Consider the following 23,028-nt stretch of genomic DNA (forward strand, 5'->3'; position numbering starts at 1 on the left):
ACTCTCATCTCTATTGCTTCAGTATTAATGCGAATTAACATGTTTCAAATATTCAGCATATATCTCTGCTGCTTTAATGAAATTAGTATATCGGAACTTCATCTTCTGATCATAATTCTTCGTGTTTGTAGACGCTCCCTCCAGATGCTGCACAGCTATATCTGGAATATATAATGTTTTCCAGCCATTTTTCAGGCATTTTGTTGTAAGAATATCTTCTTCATGATAGAAATATGTTTCTGGCTCAAATAGCTTTTCATTATTCTTAATAAATCTCTCTGAGAAAAACAGACAGGATCCGGATAAAACAATATTTTCCATACTATGTTTCCATTTATCGTCTTCGGTTTTCTGTATTTTACTGTCCATTCTTTTTCTATATATGCTGTATATTTTTGTACGATTTACCTTCTGCCAGATACAGTGAAGCAAATATTCCCGTTTCATATTTTTCAGGCATCTGCGATTCTCTTCAATCCACGCTTCAGTTTCTTCTAATGATCTAGGACGCAGTGCCAGTGGATTTTGATGCTGCTTTTTGTAGATCGCATATACATTCGGACCAGCTACATAAAACCCTGCTTCCCTATATTTCTCTTCAAGTATGGAAATCAGATTTCTTTGTTCAAAAATAATATCATTGTTAGCAACAACAATATAATCGAAATTTTCTGATTTTTTTAAATATGCATACCCAATATTATTCGCTCTGGAATATCCATAATTATCTTCTAATAGCAAAATTTCTATATTCTCAATTCCGGCATATTGCTTTTTCAGCTCAGTCCCAGAATTATTTGGTGAATGATTATCTACAATCAGTATTTTGGAATCCTGAATCTGTTCAAGACACTGAATTGAGTCGATACATTTTTTCGTCGTTTCTATATCATTATAGTGAAGAATAATAAATCCTACTTTGCAGGCATTAAGTTTTGCCTCCATATAGGTCCCCCTCTCATCTATCAGATTTCAAACTGAGATTTTTCTCCTACTATGACCTCAAATGCAGAATTCAAGCCATTCTTATATTTTTCAAATTCATCTAATGAAATTTGAGTCAGGTCATCATTAATGCACATCATTTTATGTTTTTGATTTCTTAATGCATTGCAGCATTCTTCAAATTGCTGTCCAATATAATAAAATTCGCCTTGTTTCTTCATATTGACCGGGCTGAATTTTCCCGTCATATATTGCCAGTATCTGAAAATATACTGATTTACATCCTGTGAACAACGAAATTTATGCTTCGAGGTTTCATCTAACAATTCATACTCTTTATCCCAAACTTCTTCAAAAGTAGATTTCAAATATGCATTTGGCAAATGCGGATTAATAAACCCCGGTATAAAGCCCATACTCCAAGGGAGAAGCAAAAGGCTTTTAATATGCTTCAGATCATAACGCAGGTTAAAAATCTTTGAAAAATTTTTTTTAATGAATTGAGCCGAGTCAAAATTCTTATTGATCATTCGCATATTATTAACCATCACATCATAATATACAGGATCATATTTTATATTGATCACTTCAAAACCACATGCTGAACAGGGCAGACCATTTCGAAAAAAATCTTCCTCTGTCATTGGTTTTGTAATAAATGTATCGTCATTGAAATAAACAAACTTTTCGCTTAAGCCCTCAATGCGATGAAGATTTAATTCGATAGGATGTGAACTAAATGTTGGAAGATATTCTTCTTTCATATAGTCCTTATGGGAAACAATATTTAACTTGGGATGATTTACATTTAACCATTCTGGTAAATGCCCACATGTCACAAAGTGGATTTTATGAACCCAGGGAGCAAATTTCTCTACGCCCCGGAACCAATATCTCAAATTATCCCATTCCCGATACCTGTTATCCTCATTATCTGAATTTGCAGAAGGAGTATACTTTCTTTTTTCTTTCTTCCACTCCTCATCATTTCCATCTACCCAGATCATTACAAAATCTATTTTTTCTTTGCTCATTTTTACCTCAATAACTGTTCACTGATCATATCTGCTAAATGATTTTTGTTAGAAATTTTCCGCACAAATAGACATTTTGAATTTTTAATTTCGTCAAAATCTTCTTCAGCCCACACATATGGTTTTCCTCTGGTCCAATCAATTAATCTGCTTGGTCCTCCTTGGTAAATATTAGCTTTAAATTCAGAATTCCAGCAAAGTGTCTGAACAAACAGTTCGTCTGCTGCGATACCCTGTTTAAACATTTTATCAATAACAGGTTCTTTCTCCAGCAAGTATCTAACCATTTGATCTGTTATGCTCACCCAATTGGGACCAATCTTTATCTCACTTTTTATACCTTTTAGACGGTCAACTCCCATCAATCTTTGTTTAAAAAGCGACAATTTACTCTTAATTCTCAACATTAATGTTTTGGCATCATATGTATAAGTACCAATTTTCTCCTGAAGAAAATAATAGTATTTTATCCGATATAAATATTCATTCTGATTTCGGTTCCAATATTCAATAAACTCTTTTCCATCATTTGCATCAAAAAATTCATGAATTTCCTTCTGCGTTTTAATTGGGAAATCCACCCCTGACAATATATGATAATATTGATATTTTCTAGATGCAGCCATTCTAAACAAGAGCATTTCACACTCAATCTGACTTTCACCGCCCCAGGTAACAGAAATTCGATCCGTGAAAAATAATTTTGATTTTTTTACACAGGTTCTAAATTTCTCTTCATCAATTTCACCTGCTTTTTTATCTATATGAATATAAATATCATTTAGTTCATAATCCAGTTCCCGAATCAGTTTACATAATAGATCAAACTGATTATGAGCCATAATCAAATATGCGTGTCTTCCCATTATGCCTCCAGCAGTTTATAGCAGACTATCAATAAGAAACAGCAGTTTATCTGCTTTTATCTTTCGAAATCTCAGCACCAGCCATGCTGCATATCGTTTTAAAACTGGTTCTGATTTAAGGTACTTTAATTTAATATATTTATTTATGCAGATACGATCTGAAATTTCCAACATAACTTTATTGTAAACTTCATACAATTCCTTCATCTTATGGATTCCACAGCCTCTTCCATTATACAAAAGGTTGGCAATCAGACCAGAAGCCATACAATAACAAAGTATCTCATGATTGTCCATTGTACTCTCCCGAAGCAGTTCCCTGGACACCTCTTCTACATTAGAAGCATACTCCAGAAAAATTCCTGCCCGGTCATTATTCTTACTTCTCGTAATGGATTCTGTATTCAGCCAATAGTAGTATCCAGAATATGGAATAACTTTGACTTTAGGATTTTTCATAAGGATTCTGTACATAAAGCCTTCATCCTCATATCTTCTGACGCCATTAAAATTAAGATGATGCTTTTCGAGAAAGCTCCGTCTGTACATCTTTAGGCAGGCGCTTACATTTACCCAGATTGCTTCTGCATCCTCAACATCTGATGGTAGTTCCGTATACTTTCCATTTTCATCCCTAATATAGCCGCCAGCTACAACATCGCTCAGCGAGCTTCTAAATGCCTCTATATATCTGGATATAAAATCTGGTTTGATATAATCATCACTGTCAATAAATCCAATGTATTCTCCTGAAGCCGCTTTCATTCCAGCATCCCGCGCAGCTCCCAGTCCTTTATTCACAGGATTATGTACTATCACAAGCTTATCAGGATATTTTTTCTGAAATTCTGTAACGATTTCCATGCTTTTATCCTGTCCGCAGTCATCTACACAAATGATCTCAAAGCTGCCATAGTCCTGCTTCACAATACTCTCCAGGCATCTTCTAATATACTTTTCCACATTATATATTGGAACTATTATTGAAACCTTTTCCATAAAAAACCTCAGCTCTATTCCTTGTGCTCTTCAAGTGCAATCTTCTGAGTCAACTCTTCGATTTTATATTGCAATTGAGAAATTTCCAGGGTTGATTGAAATGACTTAAACATCAGGGCAAATATTACAAGTAAAAAGACCATATTTGCAGGTGACTGGAATCCAATTATCTGTGCCAGCTTAATCACAATCTGTGGAAAAACTGCGATCACGATCAATATCATAGAGAAAACAAGCCAAAAAATAGAGTAGTCTATCTGCAGTTTTGATTTGCGAATTCTTCTTAAAATGTTCAATGTATTCATCACAGAAACAATAATTAATAAAACTCTTAATGCGATTGACATATTTTTACCTTCTTCCGACTTTTAATCTGTTTTGCTTCGTTTTCTAAAATTCTGAATGAACAGAATAGAGATCATCATTCTCAGCATATACATCATGGATTTTGTCCAGTTTAAATAGCTTTCCCCAGCTGTTCGGTCATCAATTTCTACCTGTACTTCTTTTATTGCAGCGCCCTGCTTAACCAGAAAAGAAATGGTATCCGGTTCCGGTCCATAGTTAATATTGCGCGCAAATTCATGAATCATTTTTTTGCTGTACATTCTCATGCCGGATGTTGGATCTGCCACCCGTTTTCCTGTAGATACTTTGATCGCCCATCCGATCATGCGGCTTCCAACCATTCTCATACTCAATGGTTTCTTTTGTGTTACAAAACGTGATCCGATGACAATATCGTATCCTTCCTCAATCCCCTTTACCAACTCTGCAATATACTCTGGTCTATGCTGTCCATCTGCATCAAACTGGATCGCGCAGTCATAATTTTTTAAATCTGCATATTTTAAACCGGTCTGAAAAGCGCCTGCAAGACCCAGATTCACCGGCAGATCAATAATATTAAACTTTTCTTCGTGGCAAATCCTGGAAGTATTATCAGCTGAACCATCGTTTACAACAACATAATCATACTGAGGATATTGATCCCTCAAATTTGAAACTACTTTTTTAATATTTAATTCCTCATTATATGCAGGAATAACAACTAAAACTTTCATGTATGTATCCTTCGTTATATATTATTTGATTTCTCACTGGTACCATAAACCCGGGCAATTATTTTTGCAATCCCTTTTGGCCAAAACCTGCAAAACATTTCATAATCTTCCTGCCCTCTTGCATTATTTCCAATGATTTCTGACGTTGTTGATTCTTCATGAATTCTGTGATACATGCTCACTTTTGTCACATAGCAAAACTCACCTTTATATTTGCTTGCTCTTTCCAACATCATCCAGTCCACATTGCTGGCATATTTTACCTGAAAAGGTTCTTCTGGAAATTTCTTTTTCACATAGGTAGTAGACGGACAACAAACAGGATTTCCAAGACTCAGGCAAAGCCTTCTGGCTCTTACACTCTTCCAAAGTCCTTTTATCCGCAGCGGCAATAATAAAATTCTTTTAATTGTGAGCAGCTGGTTGCGGTCTACTTTTTGTCCATTTCTTAATTCTCCATAATCAGAAAACGCTATGATCGGATCTTTTGCACATTTCAACCCATTCAGAATATTTTCCAGATATTCTGGCTGATAGTAATCATCCTGATGCGCAATTGTAACATAATCTGTTTTTGCCTGTCTGTAAGCAAAATTCCAATCCTGTGCAATGCCACTCTCTCCCTGATTAATATATAAAGACAGATGATATTTTTCAGCAAGCGCTTTTATATAATCATTTGGTGTTGAAGTAGCAATGATAATATTACTTTTCACTGTCTGCGCCGTCAGAGAGCAAATACATTCTTCCAAATATGGACTTTGCTTATACGCACAAATTGCAAATGTATGACTAACCATTTTTTCACCTCAAAAAATATACCTTAAAACATTCTGTATTTTAATACAATTTCATATATTATAGCAATTTGCAGAACATTGACTGAAAGCAAAGTTAACCTTGCCATTTTGTAATAATCAGCCTGCAATACAGTTCTTTTTCCAGGCAATATCAACGCTCCCAAATACAAAAGAGGAAGGTAATATCTCGCCTGCACTCCGGCAATTGTATTCTGCCCAACTGGAGTAAAACTCAAATACATAGATAACCAGATCAATACTATAACTGCTATTAAAATCACAACCACAAATACTCTTTTTCCCAAACACAATTCTTTATTTGTCGTCATTTTACGCTCTTCATAAAGCAACAACAATACAAACATCGGAACTAGGATCAACAGCCATTTTTCGGGCAATATACCAAGACTTGCAAAATTTAAAAACAGCAAATTTCCTATAAAATAATTATCCCCAGCTGCAGTTCCTACGTTACGGAAATTGTCAAAACTGAAAATACTATTTATCATCAATTTTATACTGCTCAACGGATATTTAATCATAGACATCAACTGTCTTACCAAACTGGTATCACCACCACGATTATCTCCACCATATGATATATTTCCGGAAATTGTATTCGTAATTGCTGGTAAAACAAACGTCATCATTACCAATGCGCAAACAGCCAAGATTCCAATAAACCAAATTAACTGCTGCTTTTTGTCCTTTTTCTGAAACTGTGGAAGCAAAAGCATCACTAAAATAATCGGAACATACACTGCCTTCGAAAAGCATCCTACTGAAAAAAGTAATATAGCTGCAATTACATTTCCTAACTGGTACCTTTTTCTTCCTGATGTCATCTCATCATACCATAACACACAGCCTAATGTTACACAGGCGAACACAATTGGGTCATAAGAATAAGAGACTGCAAGAAATAATGGTGTTGGCAGCATTGCTATAAAAGCAAGAAACAGTTTTTTTCTTTTTGCCCTGCAAAGCGCTTCGTACATAATGAATACATAAAAAAAGAGATTTCCTATCTTACCTAACATAAATAAGTCTGAAAATGATACTTTCAAAAGCATACCAATCTTCATGAATACTGCCATGGGAATATACGATATTGTAGAATAAGAAATTCCTATATTTTCTTTTTTTTCTGTATAAGAAATTTCTTTTCCCTTTTCATTCATCAGTTTTCGCAGTTCTGCAAATTCTGCCTTTGTATTACAAGAAGGCACAATTCTGTTCACAATATCTAGTGCCGCTTCTGTCCACTCTACATTCTTGCCACTTGCCAGGCTATAGGCTGTTTTAAAATGGATCTGTTCATCCCAGGAACAGTACCTAGGCTGTACACATGCGATGAGCAGCATTCCAAAAGCCAATGAATATATTACAAAATATCTTTCAATCCATTTAACTACATTTTTCTCAAAAAAGATTAAATATAACAACAGCAATAAAATAAAGAAAAAGAAAACCCGATATTTATTAATCTCAAAATGATTGGTAACCCAAACTGATTTTAAATTGCTGCCTTCCGGTTTTGGCATTGTTATTTTTATATTAGTAATTTTTTTATTTATATTTGTATAAAATTCAGAAAAATAGGCATTCACTACATCTGTACTTGTAGATGTAACTTTCTTTCCAAATTCATTTACCCAGGTTATATCAATCCAATAACCATCTTCCTGGTTAAAATCACCTACAATTTTAAGTTGTTTTACGTATAAGCCTTCTTTATTTGCAAATTCGACAACATATTTTTCATTTGTCTCTGTTTTTATAACTTGAATATTATCCCTTAAATCCAGTTCACTGTATCGCCATTTCAATGCCGAATAATTGAATCCCAGTTCAATTACTGCAACCAGTAGAACAATTGCAAAAATAGCAATTATTCTTTTATATTTCTTCATTATTTTGAATTGCTTCACATCTTTTCTCCTTATCGTTTGCATAAATAAGATAGCTGAATAAAAGGCTTAGTGTTAATATAAATGCAGCACTCCAAATATGTGGATGTTCCTCACCTATAACTTCAAGCAAATATAAAGGGCCGTAATATTCCTGGTATGTATCACTCTCAAGGCGCACATATTTCCATGCATTATCATTTGCATAAAGTGAAATCTTTGTCTCAGGTGAAATTCCAGTACCCTGTAATAAAACAGTGTATTTTCCTGCTTTATTTTCCTGACTGCCAGCAAAAATTTCCGTTGCACTTAATGAAGATGATTTCATTCTGGCAAATAATTCTTTTACCTGAATACACTCTTCGGCAACTACCTGATCCTCGAACTGTAAGGTGCAGGTAATCTCTCCGCTCTCATTTTCTCCTTCTGCCTCAAAATATAAACAAATTCCATAAAATTCCTGGTTATACAATTCAAATGAAAGTGTTATATTTCTTTTGTCTGTAATTAATCCGACGGTATTAATACTATTACGATCAGTAGTTCCATTCACATCCGTATTTGAATACACAACCTTTTTTTTATGTGACGGAACAAATATAGAAAGCATAAACACCACAAATAGCAATAAATTTACTATTAACAGCAACTTTTTTAATATTTTGTTCATATTTCCCCCATTTTATTTAAAAGTCTTAACATTTTTTAATTGTAGCAAAAAACATACGCAAAGACAAGCGTTATTTCCCCAACGCACTTCCAGACTTTTCAAAACAATTTATATTTGACGTATTTCTTTATAGATAGTAATATAACCATATAAGGAGATTCTGTTATGAAAAAAAATATGTTTTATACTTTAGCTGCTGCCGCAGTCCTTTTATGCTTTCCCTATTCCGTTAATGGAATTCAACAGGATAACATTGTTTCTGTCAATGTTTTAAACCATATATATTATGGAACTCTGGAAGCAAATGGTAAAGAAAGTACTTTTACTACCCTTCCAGACAGTGAAGCGTCATTTTCCATCACTGGCAGCTGGTCTGATTCCCAAGAGGCATTCAATGGTGAATGTACCATTTCTTATGAAGACGGGACTACACAAGATGTAACATACAAAAAAGGGCTTATTCGAAAAAAAGTAACCACCACTTATCCTGATGGAACCTATCAGACATTTACTACCAGCCGGGGAAAACCCTGCAAAAAGATCCAGACTTATTCTTCTGAAGGTGAACTAATTAGTCTGGACTGGTTTCATCGATGTACTCCAGTAAGCAGCCTGCTTCAAAATGCAGTCTCCCCCAATTACGATGAGTGGTTTTCGAACCCCTATGATTACTCTGAATTACCAATAAAAGTTTCTGGTACAGTAATTAGTATTTATGAAAGTGCTTCCACTGGATATATGAAAATAAAAGATGAATCGGATAATCTTTATCTTTTTAAATATCCAAATGCATCAATTCAACAATTTGTTTCCAGCAATATTGAAAATGTTTCAGTTGATGATTCCATTGAAATTTATGGTTTTTTCGACTCCATAAATAATTATGAAGAAGAGCCGATTTCGTTTTTTGAGCATTCGCTTGGATGGGAAATGAATTCCAAAACTTTTTTAGATGAGCTAATAGTTGATGATGATTTTCTTTCAAGCGTACGGAATTACAGTAAAGTTACGGATTCTGATCTGGAAGAAGAAATTCCTATTTTAAAAGCTTTTTACTGGAAAACTAATGAAACTGACATAAACCCGCTGCATCTTACTGGCAGTTATGAAGAGCTTTGTAAATATCCCTACTATTATAAAAGTGAAAAATTCTCTATAACTGGAAAAATAGTATATGAAAACACCAATTCATCAGCAGGCAATGTAATTCTGCTGATTCAAAAAGAAAATTCGTCCGAAATATATGGTGCAACTTACGAAACTACAGATTATACTTCCTTACTTGGGGAAACGGTTTCCATCTCTGGATCAAGTGACGGAAATTGTAAAATTCCCTATTATAAATCTGATACCAAGGTGATGGGCTACGCCCTTTATCCTAATATCAAAGTAACAGATCTGGAATCTTAAAACTGTCGCAAAAACAAGGAGTCAGCAAACCTTAGATTGTTTGCTGACTCCTTGTTTTCATCATGGTTTTTATTTTTCCCCATACATATCTTCCTGCATACACTACTGCTAATGGAACTATTACGCCGGCAACGTAGCAAATAGGCCATGATCTGTTAAAGGAATGCGGATAGCGCTCTAACACATCATTTCCCAAGTTTAAAATCTTGCAGATTGCAAAATCTATTCCTTTAAAAGTAATTATATGAAGTGCCATAATATGATAACTGTTTTTTCCTGCTGCACAAAACAATTTTGTTACTTCCCTGAACTTACTCATTCCTAATGCCAGGCAGATACAAAAGGCAATTCCCACTATTGTAACTGGATAAAACAGTAGTGGATGAATAATCATATTCGCAGACAGTTCAATAATTCCGATATTCAGGCTCAGTACCTTCCAAAGTATAAAGCCCAAAACAGGAGCCATCCACCAGTGCAGATATTTTTCTATATAAGATCTATAGTGTTGAACCACAATGCCCAGGTAAATAACAGGAATTGCTAATACAGAGGTCTGCATGTGATATCTCAAATCAATATCATTATAATTTAGATAAATTCCCATAATAGCTGTTAAAATGCAAAAAAAGATATGCCATATTACTGGATATTTCATTTTTTCAGCCTGATAGAATAGCAAAATAAACATGCTTACTCCAATAAAAAACATTGGAATAAACCAAAAGGCCCCCAACATGGACTCTGACGTTCTAAAAACGCATGCTTCGAATAATTCGTATATAATATCATTTGTTTCGTACAAGGCAGTACCACTTTTAAGTATATGCATTTCTAAAAGAAAATTGTGAAGCAGAATGAATAAAATACTGTATTTTATGTATATGGGCATTAATCCACCAAGCCTCTTTCCTATCTGCATATATGGCGTTATATCTTTGCGTGGCTTAAAACACATTCCTGCTACAAAAAAGAATACCATCAAATGATAGGTATAAACAAACGGACCGATTGGAAAACCGGTTCTTTGCCATACCCAGCTTGCATGACCTATAACAATTGACGTAATACCAATTCCCTTTAATAAATCGATCAACGTATCTCTTTTCTTTTCCACTTTTTCGTCCACTCTTCTAATAATTTTATCTTTTTTCCCTCGTTACAATTTCCACCAGTTCTCTGGCTCTTGCCTCAAAGGAATACTTCTCTTTAATCATGGGCCACTGGGCATCTACACGGTCTTTTATTTCATCGTAGTGATTCTCGATTTCTTTTACGCACTGGTCAAATTCCTCTTTATTACGATAGTAAAGCACTGCATCTGGAAAAATTTCCCGCAGTTCGTCGCAGCAGTCGGAGATCACGGGCAGGCCACATGCAAGAGCATCAAAAATACGGTTGTTCACAAACTGATAGTCCAGCATGTCTTTCCAGTGGTCATTCAGGGTAACCCGGGCGCTGCGGTATAGAGCTGGGATCTGGCTGTTTTCGATAAAGACTTCCTGTACCATGGTTTTATCCGGGCCAAGCATGGCCTTCCATCCTGCGCCCCAGATTTTCAGGGGGAGTTTCTCCCTGGCTGCCCATAATACGCAGGGACGGGCCACGCCGCGGGAATTTCCTATAAACAGATAGTCGCCGCCACGGTTTTTCTCCGCTGCTGGGTCCGGATAGAACAGTTCCGTATCTGTACACTGGAGCAGAGGATAAACCGGGATATCCAGCTTCTGCTGAAGCTCCTTAGCATAATGAAGGGAGCCTACACAAATGATATCGTAAAGCTTGTATTCTTCTTCCGTGACCATTTCCGGATGGCTGATGTTCCACATAATATAGGTACATTTGGTATTCCGGCGGTCCGGGCGGTAGAATTCGCGGCCTCTCAGTACCAGAACAGCATCTGCATTCACTTCGCAGTCCCAGTCTTCATGGAGATCAATTATGGTGTACATTCCCATTCTGTCAAAATAGCGTTTCAGCGCGACTGCATAAGCATAATCTCCCCAGCGGACCTTCTTCTCGCCTTCCGGGGCAGGGCATTTGATCACCCAGATCTGGCGGTTTCCAGCCTCTTTTTGTACCTGGATGGCACGTTTCGCCCAGTCATCGCGGCGGCGGAATTCGTTTGCAATATAGTCCTTCAGCTCCTGGGCTGGCAGGATATTCTTCTGCAGTTCGGTAAGAAGCTTCTCCTGTCGTTTATTTGCTTTCTCTAATTCCTTAAGCTTATTGTCCATGTAAGTGCGGCTGACCGGAACCAGACTACGCAATTTTTGTTTCAATGTATGTAAAAAGCTCATGGGAAATCTCCTTATATGCTAAGTATAAATCCGTAAAAATTGGTTTTTGAGTCTTTGTTCCTTATTATAGCGAAATAACCTGGGAAACGCAACTAGTTACTATAAAGGTAATGAATTGCAAATCATTCTCAGCTTCACAATTTTTTCATTGTTTTTTCTACCTTTTATCACTAGGAAAGTAAATGGGAATTTGCTATAATGAGTGCATCGAAAGGTCAGAGTTCTCTCTTTGGCTTATTAATTTCCAGGAGGATACTGAATTCATGCGAAAAAAGAAAGGTTTATTGATACCGGCTATGCTGGCATTTTCACTTTGTGGAATTTCTGTTTTGCCGGTACTGGCTGAGAATACGGAGCAGACAGCGGACAGTGCAAATACTGCTTCCGAAGCGGACACTGGAAGCACCTCTGATACCCCTTATGAAAAGGGCACCATCACAGATACCGATTTTCAGAGCGAATGGCTGAATCTGAAATTCACACCGCCGGAAACCGTTGTCATGAATACAGAGGAAGAGCTTCAGTCTGTAATGCAGCAGGGACAGAGCACCCTTGAGGAATCTTCCGGTGTGGAGCTGGGAGAAGATGCTTTATCTGGTACGGTTTATGAGATGATGGCTTCTTCTATCTCCGGTTTTCCTAATGTTTCGGTAGTCGTGGAGGACGCAGCGCTGGAGAATATGACTGTGGAGCAGTATTTCCTGGCTGCGCAGCAGATGCTGGATGCTACCGGAATGGGTTACACTTATTCAGATGTTACAGATACGCAGATCGCCGGACAGGATTTCCAGGTTATGGAAACAAGCGTGACGATTAATGATTATGAAGTTCTTCAGAAATACTGTACCCGCAAACAGGGAGGAAAGTTTGTCTCCATTATTTTGTCCTACACCACAGATACGACAGCCGAAGCAGATGAAATCCTGGCAGCTTTTACTCCATTAAATACTGACACGGAGGCTGCACCTGCAGAATAAAATATGGTCTATACTCCTTTAACCATAAGGGCGATGAAAATAGCATATGAAGCACATATGGGACAATGCGACCAGAGTGGGGTTCCTTATATTTTCCATCCGGTTCATCTGGCGGAACAGATGAACGATGAGGTTACCACCTGTATTGCCCTTCTTCATGATGTACTGGAGGACACTTCCATGACTCTGCCAGAGCTGGAGGCGGAATTTCCAGCGGAAATCACCGAGGCAGTTCAGCTGCTCACCCATGATTCTTCTGAAGATTATCTGGAGTATGTACGTCGGCTTTGCAAAAATCCGCTGGCGCGGAAGGTGAAGATTGCGGATCTTGCCCATAATTCTGATGAGACAAGGCTCTCTTCCGTGACACCGGATCCGGCGCAGCTTGCACACTGGCGAACCAAGTATGCGGCAGCTAAAGAAATCATACGAGAATATGAGGAAATTTTATAAGTAATAAGTCCATACAATCTCCACACATTTGACTCGTTGCTCGCGTAAATTCAAAAAGGTACCTTAATATATTAGCATTTTCACTACTAATATATTAGGGTACCTTTTTTATGTTTTGCAAAAGCCTATGTTAAATTTTTATTATTTCACCTGCAAAATCTCTGTCACCATCTCCTGGTGTGGTCTGTCTGCATCTGCCTGGAACACAGCCACATGGTTCAGGTCTGCACCTCCGTCTGTGTATGCAGGGAAAAGGAAGCCGCACTCTGGCGCACCCGGCTCATACTCATCTGCAAGGGGACAGATCACACAGATCAGATACTCAAAAACGGATTCTGACTCCCACAGCCTTTCCTTATCCGCTGCTTTCGCAGGAATGTCGTATCTGTCGTGAAAAACATAAACGGCGTAAGGCCGGCGGCTTTTGTAATGTTCCATCACAAGATCATAAAAGCTGTCCATAAGGGCATCATTTTTCAGTCCGCATTCCCGAAGAGCCATCAGAAGCTGCCACACCGTTCCCGGTCTTCTGTCATCGTCTGTAAATTCATAGCGTTTCAGATTCACATTGGTTGCCGCAAAAGGGACTGCTTTGGCAAGCTCAATGTTTTTCTTTTTTTCGGCCACTGACAGCTTGAGAAAGTTCACATTAAAGCTGCCATCAAAGTCTCCAGCTTTATCTACATAACAGCCCGCAATCCTTGTAAAAGAGCTTCTGGCTACGTTCATTCTCCTTGTCAGCGACAGCATATCTTCACGGTCGATTTTGTTGGTCATGGCGTTCTCCTGTGTATGCATATTTTTTCTCTATTTTACCATTCCTGTACACTGCACACAACTAAAAATGAAGATTTGCATCGGTCTGCATTGAATATACAGTTACTGCTCAGATTGTAAGCAGAAGTATTTTGAAAAATCTTGTCTGCGCAGTCTAAAGCGCCTTTCTGATTCTCTCCATCGCCTCCGTCAGCGTTGCTCTCGGGCAGGCCACGTTAATTCTCTGGAAGCCCTCTCCTGCTTTTCCAAAGATTTTTCCGCTGTCCAGCCAAAGTCCGGCCTTGTGAATAATCAGGTCCTCCAGCTCGTCCACGTCAAGTCCTGTGTCACGGAAGTCCAGCCACACCAGGTATGTACCCTCCAACTCTGTCATTTTCACACCTGGCAGGTATTTTTCCACATACTCTTTCGTGTAAGCGATATTCGCTTCCACATAAGTATGCATAGCCTGGTACCACTCTTCCCCTTTGGAATAAGCCGCCTCCACAGCCACCAGTCCCATTACACCCAACTGGCTGATTCCAGCCGCATCCAGCTGTTTCTGGAACTTCTGGCGAAGCTCTGGATTAGGGATAAAAATATTGGAGATCATCATACTTGCAAGGTTAAAGGTCTTGCTGGGAGAGGTGCAGGTAATGGAAATCTCCTGAAACTCTTTTTTCAGCCCGGCAAACACCTGATGCTTTCCTTTGAAAACAAAGTCCTGATGGATCTCATCGCTGACCACAGTCACACTATGTTTCACACAGATATCCCCCAATTTTTCCAGTTCTTCTGCGCTCCACACTCTTCCCACCGGATTGTGAGGATTGCACAGGAAAAACAGCTTTACATTTTCCTCTACGATTTTCTTCTCAAAATCCTGGAAATCAATGTGGTAACGGTTGTCCTCACCCTGATAGAGAGTATTGCTCACCACTTTTCTGCCATTGTCCTGGATTACCTCGGCGAAAGGATAATAAACCGGGAGCTGGATCAGCACGCTGTCTCCGGGATGGGTGTAAGCTTTTACTGCCATAGCCAGGGCAAATACAACGCCTGGGGTTTTGATCAGCCAGTCTTCCTGGATTTCCCAGTTATGATGAGTTTTCATCCAGTTTGCCACGATTTCAAAATAGGGTGTCTGCACCTCACTGTATCCGAAGATGCCCTCTTTCGCCCGCTCTACCAGTGCATCTTCCACGTAAGAAGAGGTCTCGAAATCCATATCCGCAACCCAGAGTGGCAGCACATCTGCTGGTTTTCCTCTTTTTACTGCAAAATCATATTTCAGACATCTGGTATTTTTTCTATTGATCACTTTGTCAAAATCAAGATTTCTTTCCGCCATGTAATTCTTCCTCTGTTTCTGCAAATACTTTTTCAAATTCATTTAGGAGGTCCTTTTGGTCCTCAATTCCCACGGACAAGCGAAGGGTTGCTTCTGTGATTCCATTGCGTTCCCGGATCTCTTTCGGAACATCTGCATGTGTCTGGGTGGTTGGGTAGGTGATCAAAGTCTCTACACCGCCAAGACTTTCTGCAAATTTGATCATCCGCACTTTTTCCAGGATGGAAAGGGCAAATTCTTTACTTTCCAGCTGGAAGGTCAGCATGGAGCCGAAGCCTCTGGCCTGCTTTTTCATGATCTCATGACCCGGATGCTCTGGAAGCCCCGGGTAGATCACTCTGGTTACGGCGTTCTTGGTCTTCAGCCATTCTGCGATCTTGAAAGCGTTCCGCTGGGCCTGTTCCATGCGGATTCCAAGGGTTTTGATGCCGCGAAGGATCAGCCAGCTGTCAAAGGGTGCCAGGCCAGAGCCTGTAGTTTTGATCAGGAACCGGAGCTTCTCGCTGATGTCTTCCCGGTTTGTGACCAGGAAACCTGCCAATGTGTCATTGTGTCCACCCAGGAATTTAGTCCCACTGTGTACTACAATGTCAGCGCCCAGATCCAGGGGATTCTGGAAGTAGGGGGATAAAAAGGTATTATCTACAATGAGAAAAAGATTGTGTCTCTTTGCAATTTCTGCAAGTGCAGCAATGTCTGTAACGTTCATCATGGGATTGGTGGGAGTTTCAATATATATAGCTTTTGTGTTTTCGTTTACATAACTTTCTACATCTTCTTTCCAGCAGTCGATGCGGGAAAACTGAATTCCGTTTTTCGAAGAAACATTGTCGAAGAGACGGATGCTGCCGCCGTACAGGTCAGCGTCTACGATCAGGTGGTCACCTGGCCCAAACAGTTCCATTACCAGGGTGATAGCTGCCATTCCTGTGGAAAAAGCCAGTGCGTCGATTCCATTTTCCAGACTGGCTACGATTTTTTCCAGGTGTTCTCTGGTTGGATTCTGCAGTCTGCTGTAGTCGAAGCCTGTACTATGGCCTACTGCCGGGTGTTCGTAGGTTGCAGTCTGATAGATTGGAAAGCTGATAGCTCCGTAGTTGTTACAACAGCCTTCCTCTTCTTCTAAGTGTAAACATTTTGTATTGATTCCTCTTGCCATGATTTTTCCTCCAAGTCCGTATGATATGGTCAGAGAGACACCGCTCTCGTTTTTGTCTGGTCTTATCATAACAAGATGGGGAGATTTTGTATAATTCATTTTACCTTGAGTTCGTTATAGAAAATGGCTATATCTGATCAGATATGTTAGATTTGAGTTATGACTGCTAGCGCACCAAAAGAAATTCTTTCAGTGCGCTAAATAGCAAATTTAGAACACCATCTGTACAAGAAGCATATACAACACTGTTCCGCCGCCGATGCTTAGGAGGGTGTGTTTTTTCCATTTGTGTAAGAATACGATAAACAGAATCGCGATGGCTTCGGGGAGGCCGTAGGTTCCACTGGTGGAGACGTCTTTCAGGCAGTATATGATCAGGAGACCGATCACTGCGTAGGGGAGCACCTTTCCAAGATGGAGGATGAACTCCGGGGGCTCTTTGCCTTCGGGGAAAATGAGAAAGGGGAGGAAACGGGTGACCATAGTTCCCAGAACTACGCAGACGATGATGATAATGCTCTGTGTGGTTGTCATTGTCATGATTTCACGGTCTCCTTTCTCTTTTCCATTCTTCTCTGAAGTTCAAAACACAGGATAATAGATACCATTGCTGGAATGATGAAATAGCTGCTGCCAAATAGGAGCAGACAGATTGCAGAACAGCCAAGTCCTACAAGAGCCGGGCGGTGATCCCTGGCTTCTTCCCATTGATTTATGAACATTACTACGAAAAGTGCGGTCATCACAAACTCAATGCCAGTTGTGTCAAAGTGAATGACGTATCCAAGAAGGGCTCCGGCTGTGGCGCCTGCTACCCAGTAGATCTGGTTCAGCAGTGTGACAAAGAACATAAACCAGCCCCGGTCAACGCCTTCTGGCGGATCCACCGTACAGTTAATGGAAAAGGTTTCATCACACATTCCATAGATCAGATAAAATTTCTTGAAGCCTGTATTTTTGTACTTTTCCAGCATGGAAATTCCATAGAATAAATGTCTGGCATTTACCATCAGCGCCAGCAGAAATGCGTACAGCGGGTTAAATGCAGACAAAAGCAGATTCGCGGTAACAAACTCCATGGAGCCTGCAAAAATAAACATACTCATAAATAAAGGATAAACAAATGAAAAGCCCCTGCTTCTCATCATAAAGCCATAGGACACTCCCAAAAATAAAAATCCAACACAGATGGGAAGAGTATGGGGCAATGCTGCCTTAAATGCTTTTTTCTTCATGTCAAAACCTCTGATAAGTCAAACTTTGGGCAGGAAGCATTCCACCTTCCTTCCACAGCAAAGAGCTGAAGGTTTCCCCTCAGCTCTAGAACGTGCAAACATTAACTTTACTGTGCCAGTTCCTTGATTGCATCTGTCAGAATGGTGTATTGCTCCTTTACCTGCTGGTAAAGTGCGTCACTTTCTGCAGTTTCTCTGCCTCTAAGTACCTCTGTAAGCTCTGCGCTTACTTTATACAGGCCTGTGAAGCCAAGGTTCAGACATACGCCCTTCAGTGTATGTGCTGCGCGGAAAGCTTTCTCTCCGTCCTGTGCAGCAAGACCATCTGTCAGATCCTGAAAGCTTGGATCACTGAGAAATTTCACTGCAAATCTTTTCACAAGTGCTTCGCTTCCAAGTCTTTTCAGAACTCCTTCGTAATCTGAGCCGACTTTGTCATAACATTCTTTTACTGTCATTCCAGCCTCCTTAATCTTTTGTTCCGGTTCCCTCTATATCGGCAAAATTGCCAAAATCTTACGAAGACAAATTTTACATTTATTGAATTAATTATAGTAAATCAAAAGGGATTTGTCCACATGTTTGTGCGCAAATTTAAGCATCCGATCTGGAATACGCATTCTTCATCTGGTTGCTCAGCTCATAGAGTACCTTGTTCAGTGTGTCGGAAGCTTCTTTTTTCAGCATATCTGTAATCGCCTGGTTTGCTTCCTGACGAAGAGCCATCCTCTTCACTGCATCGGCCTCTTTTTCCAAAAGGGCATCATACCGGTTAATCAGATGGTGGCCTTTGGACATCACGCTCTCCTGGTAGCGCTCGATATGGAAAATGGAGCTCTTGTACGAAGCATCTGCCATAGCTCCGATCATACGGCTTACCCAGTAGAAGCTGTCAGTGGTTACTTCCTTTGTAGTACTGGAAAGATAGTCTGGTGTGATATCAACCGTGGCATAGAATGGCACCAGAACATTAAAGGCATTTGATGCAAAAGCGATCCACTCCAGAATATTGCTGTCCTTTTCCATGCCTGGTCTCATCTGGATCACGGACAGAAAATCGGTACGGTTTACACCGATGGAACGGAATGCGCCCCGCTGGTTCTTTTCCCCGTAGGAAGCGTATGGATCATAAGGAGTTCCCTGGTAATGGGCAGACAGAACATATTTCACATCCTCCACAGTCACCTTCTTTTCCGGAACCATGCACCAGGGCAGGTCATCAGAATATGGGGTAAATTCTGCATTGGCACCGTCCCATATTTTGGACTTTGGATTCAGGGTGCGTAGCATATGCCATGCACGAGGGGTATTGTAAACATGGTCGGAATCGTCATGGCTTCCGAATGCATCCCTTGGATTCAGCACGCCGTCCATGGAAAGATCCAGGTGGTTTTTGCTGATAAATTCCTTCAGATCTGCAGAGCACATATATTCCAGATCAGCATATTCCTGGCGTGTGCACTGATATCTTGGCTGATCCTTCAGTGCTTTTTCCAGGTCAAACTGGTCGATTCCAAGCTGATTTGGCATTACTACATACACATCATCCGGAACCTTTCTTGCCATCCAGTGATGTCCGCCGATGGTCTCCAGCCACCAGATCTCGTCCTGATCCTGGAATGCGATTCCGTTCATCTCGTAGGTTCCGTATTTTTCCAAAATGCTTCCAAGGCGGGTTACTCCTTCACGGGCACTGTGGATATAGGGAAGAACAATGGATACAATATCTTCCTCTCCAATTCCGCCGGCGATTTCCTCTCTTCCGTCTGCTGCTGGCTGATATACCACCAACGGATCTGCACCAAGTACACGGGGATTGGAGGTGATAGTTTCGGTAGCAGTCATTCCCACATTTGCCTCATTGACACCACTTGCGGCCCAGATGCCCTCGCCCTCTACCGCGTTTGGGACTGCGGTGTAACGCATGGGATTCTCTGGGAGATCGATCTCCACATGGGAAATCACAGATTTATATTTTCGCGGCTGCTCCTCTGGATGGACCACCAAGAATTTTTTCGGCATATAATGTCCGGAACCGGAATCATCGTTTCTGGCGATCATGGTAGAGCCATCGTAGGACGCCTTTTTTCCAACTAAAATTGTAGTACAACCCATTTGAATTTCCTCCTGAATTTCTGTTATTGTTGCAAATACACTCTGTAGCTTATGGTATCACAAACTTACTGTTTAGGGAATATGTGATTCTGTTATAGATAAAATATTCTCACAACCCATAATTGTTCTGCATTTTCCCATGCGCCTTCTTCCCCTTTGCACAAGAAATATCCCGTGCTAAAAAAGCTCGGTCAATCCTAATTTTATCAGTTGTATTACCTGAGATTAAGCCTTATACTTAAATCATTCTTGAAATAATGTTAACGAAAAAGTTTCTTGTTTTTTCCCAGGGCTTTTTCAGCAATTAAAGGAGCACTTCCTATGCAGACAGCAAAAGATTATTTGCACATTTTTCTTGATATGGGTGACGCGCTGTTAAACAGCGGGGCGGAAATTTTCCGGGTGGAGGACACCTTGAACCGCATGGGCTACGCCTGCGGAGCTACCCATATGAATGTTTTCGTCATTACATCCAGTATTGTTATTACCATGGAATTCCCCGGGGACGGGGCGCGGACACAGACCCGGCGTATTCACGAAGGCGGCGGAAATGATTTCACCAAGCTGGAGCAGCTTAATGACCTGAGCCGCCGCTTCTGCAGTCATCCGGTTTCTGCGGGGGAGCTGCGAAAAGAATTTGAAAGGATTAACGCAGAAAAACCTAAGCCTTTCTGGAAGCTGCTTGGAAGCGTGCTTGCAGCCAGTAGTTTCGCCCTTTTCTACGGCGGCACCATTCCTGACGCCATTGCCGCCGGGATTGCTGGAATCCTGATCTGGGGCTTGCAGAAATATCTACGGCCAGTATGTATGAATGAAGTGACCTTTCAGTTTGTGGCTTCTTTTCTCACTGGCTGCGCCATCTGTGGATTCGCTTTGCTCTGTCCTTTTCTTCACATGGACAAGATCATGATCGGCGATATTATGCTTCTGATCCCTGGGCTTATGTCCACAAACGCTATCCGGGATGTGCTTATTGGCGATACTCTTTCAGGGATCATCCGTCTGATCGCCGCTTTGCTCCTTGCTGCGGCGCTGGCCCTTGGATTTATGGGCGCTATTATTCTGTTTGGGAGGCTGGGACTTTGACAACAACTGTTATACAGCTGATTACCGGAGCCATTGGTTCGGTGGCTTTCGGTCTTCTTTTTCATATGAAAACCAAATATCTGTCTCTGGCTGCTGCCGGCGGATTTTTTAGCTGGCTAGTCTTTCTTTTCGGAAAGGGGCTGTGGGGAAATGTTTTTCTGCCGGCGCTGCTGGCTGGATTTATTGTAGATGTATATGCGGAAATCCTTGCAAGAGTCTGCAAGGAAACTTCCACTTCCTTTTTCGTCACATCCGTGATCCCACTGATTCCCGGAAGCACCCTCTATTACTGCATGAGCAGTATTGTGGAGGGAAATACCATACAGGCGCTGGAATATGGACGTGATACCTTTCTCTTCGCATTTGGGATTGCTGCGGGAATGAGTATTGCGTGGGCGATCTGCTACTTCCTGCGAAGTGTGAAAGGCAGATAATTCCTTTCCTCTCCGATAACATCCTTCCTGACCATTTATCCTTAGAAAAAGCTGACTATGAATTGTAAATTTCTTGTAACTATTCAGAAGGTAGCATTCCGCGAGATGGTTTTTGTGAACGTAGTTCACAAAAAAGCCTGAGAATTGCAACGCGAAATCATGCAAGGCATGATTTCTGTGCCTCGCGAAGCGTATAACTGTGAAGATACTGAACAGTTACAATTTCTTCACAATCTATAGGCAGCTTTTGTAATATGCCACATTATTCACTTACATATTTTTCCTAAATGCTTCCCTTAACTCTATCAACAAACTTAAATATTATCAGAACTTACTTATCTTTCTCTGCCTCCGTCAATTTTCTGATTTCTACCTTACAATTTCGCCACCCTCTTTTCCACACCATGAGGAACACCTGGAAATCCAGGCTGTCTCTGGCTGTGGTGAAGGGTTCTTCTCTTAATACTTCTGCGTAGATTCCATCCTGGGCTAATTTTTCCTGCTGTTTCCTTGCTTTTGACAGAAGGCTGTTCAACTGATGATCTGCTTTTTCTCCAAAAGACCGGTTGGGATAATTTCCTGCCTCCTTTTTTATTTTCGAAGTAAGGAGGGCCACCACTGCCGCGTGTCTGGTCTTGTGCAACGCTCTGGCAAAAACTCTGGCCACCAACGGACTTGGAAATTTCTCATACAGCTGCAGCAAACGAAGCAGAGAGGAATCCTGAACTTCTTTGATCAGCTTCTCCATTACCTGAAATGCCTGGGCACTTGGGATCCAGGGATCTTCTTTTGGCACAATGTACTGCCTGGGTACAGCCGGATAACAGCAGTAATTCAGTGGGGGAAAATCTGCCAGCTGTACCAGGGACTGCTCTTCTTCGGTGCAGAACTCCTGCCCCAGATATTCCAGCTTGTCCCGTGCAATGGCGATCCGGTATTCCAGCTGGCGCAGATATTCGTATTCCGGCACCCAGAAATGTCCAATCTCTCCATAATTATAGAGATGCACTTCCAGATCCAGGTCCTGGAAAAACAGGGTAACTACGTTCTCTCCCTGCCAGACTACCAGGATATATTCATCCCCTTCCCGGTTTAAGGATGATTTCAAAAAGCCTTCATAATCACTTATATAAGAGCCGGTAAGCCTGGCTTCTCGGAAAATAAGAAAACTTTCTACTGCATCGTTCATTAAATACACCAGTCGGATCTCGCTAGAACTTGGTTTTCTCACAGCTCTCTCTGAATTCTTCTTTTTCGCTTGCTCTTCTTCATTACCTGAAGCAGACTCGCCTCTACTGTATCCATCCCGTTCTATTTCTTCCGTAGGAAACAGTAACTCAAACTGCTCCTGTTCCAGAAGTTCTTCCAACATTTCAAATGTATCCTGCATATGATCATTTTCCTGCAACCGCCAGCCATATTGTGACATACGCCCTGCCTGGCGGTTCTATCCCCTCTAATTTT

General features: G+C 40.4%; 24 protein-coding genes. 5 read left to right on the top strand and 19 right to left on the bottom strand.

From position 1 onward, the window contains the following. Nucleotides 1-24: 24 nt before the first annotated feature. From LIQ05_RS06130 to LIQ05_RS06170, 9 genes are read right to left on the bottom strand one after another with little or no spacing between them, the layout of a single operon-like run. A complete protein-coding gene (locus tag LIQ05_RS06130; protein WP_226819437.1) occupies nt 25-945 on the bottom strand; it encodes a glycosyltransferase in 921 nt (306 codons plus the stop codon). A gap of 20 nt (nt 946-965) precedes the next feature. Continuing rightward, nucleotides 966-1,979, bottom strand: coding sequence for a Stealth CR1 domain-containing protein (locus LIQ05_RS06135; RefSeq protein WP_226819439.1), 1,014 nt, complete (start codon nt 1,977-1,979; stop codon nt 966-968). Nucleotides 1,980-1,981: 2 nt separating this feature from the next. After that, nucleotides 1,982-2,845 carry a beta-1,6-N-acetylglucosaminyltransferase gene (locus LIQ05_RS06140; RefSeq protein ID WP_226819440.1) on the bottom strand — a complete coding sequence of 288 codons (864 nt, stop codon included), beginning with the start codon at nt 2,843-2,845 and terminating at the stop codon, nt 1,982-1,984. A 15-nt stretch (nt 2,846-2,860) separates the two neighbouring features. Next, nucleotides 2,861-3,844 carry a glycosyltransferase family 2 protein gene (locus tag LIQ05_RS06145; protein ID WP_226819442.1) on the bottom strand — a complete coding sequence of 328 codons (984 nt, stop codon included), beginning with the start codon at nt 3,842-3,844 and terminating at the stop codon, nt 2,861-2,863. Between the two features lie 14 nt (nt 3,845-3,858). Further along, the gene (locus tag LIQ05_RS06150; protein ID WP_226819444.1) at nt 3,859-4,191 is read right to left on the bottom strand and encodes a DUF2304 domain-containing protein; all 333 of its coding nucleotides are present in this window, start codon (nt 4,189-4,191) and stop codon (nt 3,859-3,861) included. Between the two features lie 21 nt (nt 4,192-4,212). Then, entirely contained in the window at nt 4,213-4,908 is a 696-nt protein-coding gene (locus tag LIQ05_RS06155; RefSeq protein ID WP_226819445.1) for a glycosyltransferase family 2 protein, read from the bottom strand. A 14-nt stretch (nt 4,909-4,922) separates the two neighbouring features. Then, nucleotides 4,923-5,708 (bottom strand): glycosyltransferase family A protein, encoded by a 786-nt coding sequence (locus LIQ05_RS06160; RefSeq protein ID WP_226819447.1) that lies wholly within the window; start codon nt 5,706-5,708, stop codon nt 4,923-4,925. Nucleotides 5,709-5,731: 23 nt separating this feature from the next. After that, on the bottom strand, nt 5,732-7,639 hold the full coding sequence (locus tag LIQ05_RS06165) for a DUF2142 domain-containing protein (RefSeq protein WP_226819449.1): 1,908 nt from the start codon (nt 7,637-7,639) through the stop codon (nt 5,732-5,734). After that, nucleotides 7,608-8,288, bottom strand: coding sequence for a hypothetical protein (locus LIQ05_RS06170; RefSeq protein WP_226819451.1), 681 nt, complete (start codon nt 8,286-8,288; stop codon nt 7,608-7,610). Before LIQ05_RS06170 ends, LIQ05_RS06165 begins: the two co-directional genes overlap by 32 nt. A gap of 165 nt (nt 8,289-8,453) precedes the next feature. Between LIQ05_RS06170 and LIQ05_RS06175 the strand changes: the two genes are divergently transcribed. Then, complete coding sequence (locus LIQ05_RS06175; protein ID WP_226819453.1) at nt 8,454-9,698, top strand: hypothetical protein; 1,245 nt, start codon at nt 8,454-8,456, stop codon at nt 9,696-9,698. A 31-nt stretch (nt 9,699-9,729) separates the two neighbouring features. Here the strand turns inward: LIQ05_RS06175 and LIQ05_RS06180 are convergent, their stop codons facing one another. Together LIQ05_RS06180 and LIQ05_RS06185 are read right to left on the bottom strand one after the other, a co-directional pair. After that, on the bottom strand, nt 9,730-10,815 hold the full coding sequence (locus tag LIQ05_RS06180) for an acyltransferase family protein (protein ID WP_226819455.1): 1,086 nt from the start codon (nt 10,813-10,815) through the stop codon (nt 9,730-9,732). Between the two features lie 25 nt (nt 10,816-10,840). After that, a complete protein-coding gene (locus LIQ05_RS06185; RefSeq protein ID WP_226819456.1) occupies nt 10,841-11,998 on the bottom strand; it encodes a glycosyltransferase family protein in 1,158 nt (385 codons plus the stop codon). A gap of 263 nt (nt 11,999-12,261) precedes the next feature. Between LIQ05_RS06185 and LIQ05_RS06190 the strand changes: the two genes are divergently transcribed. Further along, nucleotides 12,262-12,975, top strand: a complete 714-nt coding sequence (locus tag LIQ05_RS06190) for a hypothetical protein (protein WP_226819457.1) — start codon at nt 12,262-12,264, stop codon at nt 12,973-12,975. A 33-nt stretch (nt 12,976-13,008) separates the two neighbouring features. Beyond that, the gene (locus tag LIQ05_RS06195; protein ID WP_264292727.1) at nt 13,009-13,428 is read left to right on the top strand and encodes an HD domain-containing protein; all 420 of its coding nucleotides are present in this window, start codon (nt 13,009-13,011) and stop codon (nt 13,426-13,428) included. Between the two features lie 141 nt (nt 13,429-13,569). On the opposite strand, the gene LIQ05_RS06200 is transcribed toward LIQ05_RS06195, so the two are convergent. The 7 genes from LIQ05_RS06200 to LIQ05_RS06230 all read right to left on the bottom strand — a co-directional run bounded on the left by LIQ05_RS06200 (nt 13,570) and on the right by LIQ05_RS06230 (nt 20,044). Further along, nucleotides 13,570-14,178, bottom strand: a complete 609-nt coding sequence (locus tag LIQ05_RS06200) for a DUF4317 family protein (protein WP_226819577.1) — start codon at nt 14,176-14,178, stop codon at nt 13,570-13,572. Nucleotides 14,179-14,359: 181 nt separating this feature from the next. Beyond that, entirely contained in the window at nt 14,360-15,535 is a 1,176-nt protein-coding gene (locus tag LIQ05_RS06205) for a MalY/PatB family protein (protein WP_226819459.1), read from the bottom strand. Beyond that, nucleotides 15,516-16,694 (bottom strand): trans-sulfuration enzyme family protein, encoded by a 1,179-nt coding sequence (locus LIQ05_RS06210; protein ID WP_226819461.1) that lies wholly within the window; start codon nt 16,692-16,694, stop codon nt 15,516-15,518. The genes LIQ05_RS06205 and LIQ05_RS06210 overlap by 20 nt, the downstream gene beginning before the upstream one ends. A 210-nt stretch (nt 16,695-16,904) precedes the next feature. Continuing rightward, nucleotides 16,905-17,228, bottom strand: a complete 324-nt coding sequence (locus LIQ05_RS06215) for a branched-chain amino acid transporter permease (protein ID WP_334301159.1) — start codon at nt 17,226-17,228, stop codon at nt 16,905-16,907. 2 nt (nt 17,229-17,230) lie between these two features. Further along, nucleotides 17,231-17,929, bottom strand: coding sequence for an AzlC family ABC transporter permease (locus LIQ05_RS06220; RefSeq protein WP_226819465.1), 699 nt, complete (start codon nt 17,927-17,929; stop codon nt 17,231-17,233). Between the two features lie 107 nt (nt 17,930-18,036). Beyond that, on the bottom strand, nt 18,037-18,387 hold the full coding sequence (locus LIQ05_RS06225; protein ID WP_226819467.1) for an Hpt domain-containing protein: 351 nt from the start codon (nt 18,385-18,387) through the stop codon (nt 18,037-18,039). 136 nt (nt 18,388-18,523) lie between these two features. Continuing rightward, nucleotides 18,524-20,044: a C69 family dipeptidase gene (locus tag LIQ05_RS06230; protein WP_226819469.1), complete on the bottom strand. Its 1,521-nt coding sequence runs from the start codon at nt 20,042-20,044 to the stop codon at nt 18,524-18,526. Nucleotides 20,045-20,365: 321 nt separating this feature from the next. Between LIQ05_RS06230 and LIQ05_RS06235 the strand changes: the two genes are divergently transcribed. Both LIQ05_RS06235 and LIQ05_RS06240 read left to right on the top strand, forming a co-directional pair. Further along, complete coding sequence (locus LIQ05_RS06235) at nt 20,366-21,130, top strand: threonine/serine exporter family protein (protein WP_226819471.1); 765 nt, start codon at nt 20,366-20,368, stop codon at nt 21,128-21,130. Then, on the top strand, nt 21,127-21,564 hold the full coding sequence (locus LIQ05_RS06240) for a threonine/serine exporter family protein (protein ID WP_226819473.1): 438 nt from the start codon (nt 21,127-21,129) through the stop codon (nt 21,562-21,564). Before LIQ05_RS06235 ends, LIQ05_RS06240 begins: the two co-directional genes overlap by 4 nt. A gap of 331 nt (nt 21,565-21,895) precedes the next feature. Here the strand turns inward: LIQ05_RS06240 and LIQ05_RS06245 are convergent, their stop codons facing one another. Beyond that, nucleotides 21,896-22,954 carry a DUF3878 family protein gene (locus tag LIQ05_RS06245; protein ID WP_226819474.1) on the bottom strand — a complete coding sequence of 353 codons (1,059 nt, stop codon included), beginning with the start codon at nt 22,952-22,954 and terminating at the stop codon, nt 21,896-21,898. Between the last annotated feature and the right edge of the window lie 74 nt (nt 22,955-23,028).

The organism is Blautia glucerasea (genome assembly GCF_020537505.1).
Lineage (GTDB): Bacteria > Bacillota > Clostridia > Lachnospirales > Lachnospiraceae > Blautia_A.

Excerpts from the sequence above, each read along its gene's own strand:
- LIQ05_RS06195 (WP_264292727.1), top strand. The coding sequence starts at position 13,009 with ATGAAAATAGCATATGAAGCACATATGGGACAATGCGACCAGAGTGGG.
- LIQ05_RS06145 (WP_226819442.1), bottom strand. The coding sequence starts at position 3,844 with ATGGAAAAGGTTTCAATAATAGTTCCAATATATAATGTGGAAAAGTAT.
- LIQ05_RS06235 (WP_226819471.1), top strand. The coding sequence starts at position 20,366 with ATGCAGACAGCAAAAGATTATTTGCACATTTTTCTTGATATGGGTGAC.
- LIQ05_RS06210 (WP_226819461.1), bottom strand. The coding sequence starts at position 16,694 with ATGGCAAGAGGAATCAATACAAAATGTTTACACTTAGAAGAAGAGGAA.
- LIQ05_RS06220 (WP_226819465.1), bottom strand. The coding sequence starts at position 17,929 with ATGAAGAAAAAAGCATTTAAGGCAGCATTGCCCCATACTCTTCCCATC.
- LIQ05_RS06150 (WP_226819444.1), bottom strand. The coding sequence starts at position 4,191 with ATGTCAATCGCATTAAGAGTTTTATTAATTATTGTTTCTGTGATGAAT.
- LIQ05_RS06225 (WP_226819467.1), bottom strand. The coding sequence starts at position 18,387 with ATGACAGTAAAAGAATGTTATGACAAAGTCGGCTCAGATTACGAAGGA.
- LIQ05_RS06190 (WP_226819457.1), top strand. The coding sequence starts at position 12,262 with ATGCGAAAAAAGAAAGGTTTATTGATACCGGCTATGCTGGCATTTTCA.
- LIQ05_RS06245 (WP_226819474.1), bottom strand. The coding sequence starts at position 22,954 with ATGCAGGATACATTTGAAATGTTGGAAGAACTTCTGGAACAGGAGCAG.
- LIQ05_RS06175 (WP_226819453.1), top strand. The coding sequence starts at position 8,454 with ATGAAAAAAAATATGTTTTATACTTTAGCTGCTGCCGCAGTCCTTTTA.
- LIQ05_RS06170 (WP_226819451.1), bottom strand. The coding sequence starts at position 8,288 with ATGAACAAAATATTAAAAAAGTTGCTGTTAATAGTAAATTTATTGCTA.
- LIQ05_RS06185 (WP_226819456.1), bottom strand. The coding sequence starts at position 11,998 with ATGAGCTTTTTACATACATTGAAACAAAAATTGCGTAGTCTGGTTCCG.
- LIQ05_RS06155 (WP_226819445.1), bottom strand. The coding sequence starts at position 4,908 with ATGAAAGTTTTAGTTGTTATTCCTGCATATAATGAGGAATTAAATATT.
- LIQ05_RS06215 (WP_334301159.1), bottom strand. The coding sequence starts at position 17,228 with ATGACAACCACACAGAGCATTATCATCATCGTCTGCGTAGTTCTGGGA.
- LIQ05_RS06130 (WP_226819437.1), bottom strand. The coding sequence starts at position 945 with ATGGAGGCAAAACTTAATGCCTGCAAAGTAGGATTTATTATTCTTCAC.
- LIQ05_RS06135 (WP_226819439.1), bottom strand. The coding sequence starts at position 1,979 with ATGAGCAAAGAAAAAATAGATTTTGTAATGATCTGGGTAGATGGAAAT.
- LIQ05_RS06205 (WP_226819459.1), bottom strand. The coding sequence starts at position 15,535 with ATGGCGGAAAGAAATCTTGATTTTGACAAAGTGATCAATAGAAAAAAT.
- LIQ05_RS06230 (WP_226819469.1), bottom strand. The coding sequence starts at position 20,044 with ATGGGTTGTACTACAATTTTAGTTGGAAAAAAGGCGTCCTACGATGGC.
- LIQ05_RS06200 (WP_226819577.1), bottom strand. The coding sequence starts at position 14,178 with ATGCTGTCGCTGACAAGGAGAATGAACGTAGCCAGAAGCTCTTTTACA.
- LIQ05_RS06140 (WP_226819440.1), bottom strand. The coding sequence starts at position 2,845 with ATGGGAAGACACGCATATTTGATTATGGCTCATAATCAGTTTGATCTA.
- LIQ05_RS06160 (WP_226819447.1), bottom strand. The coding sequence starts at position 5,708 with ATGGTTAGTCATACATTTGCAATTTGTGCGTATAAGCAAAGTCCATAT.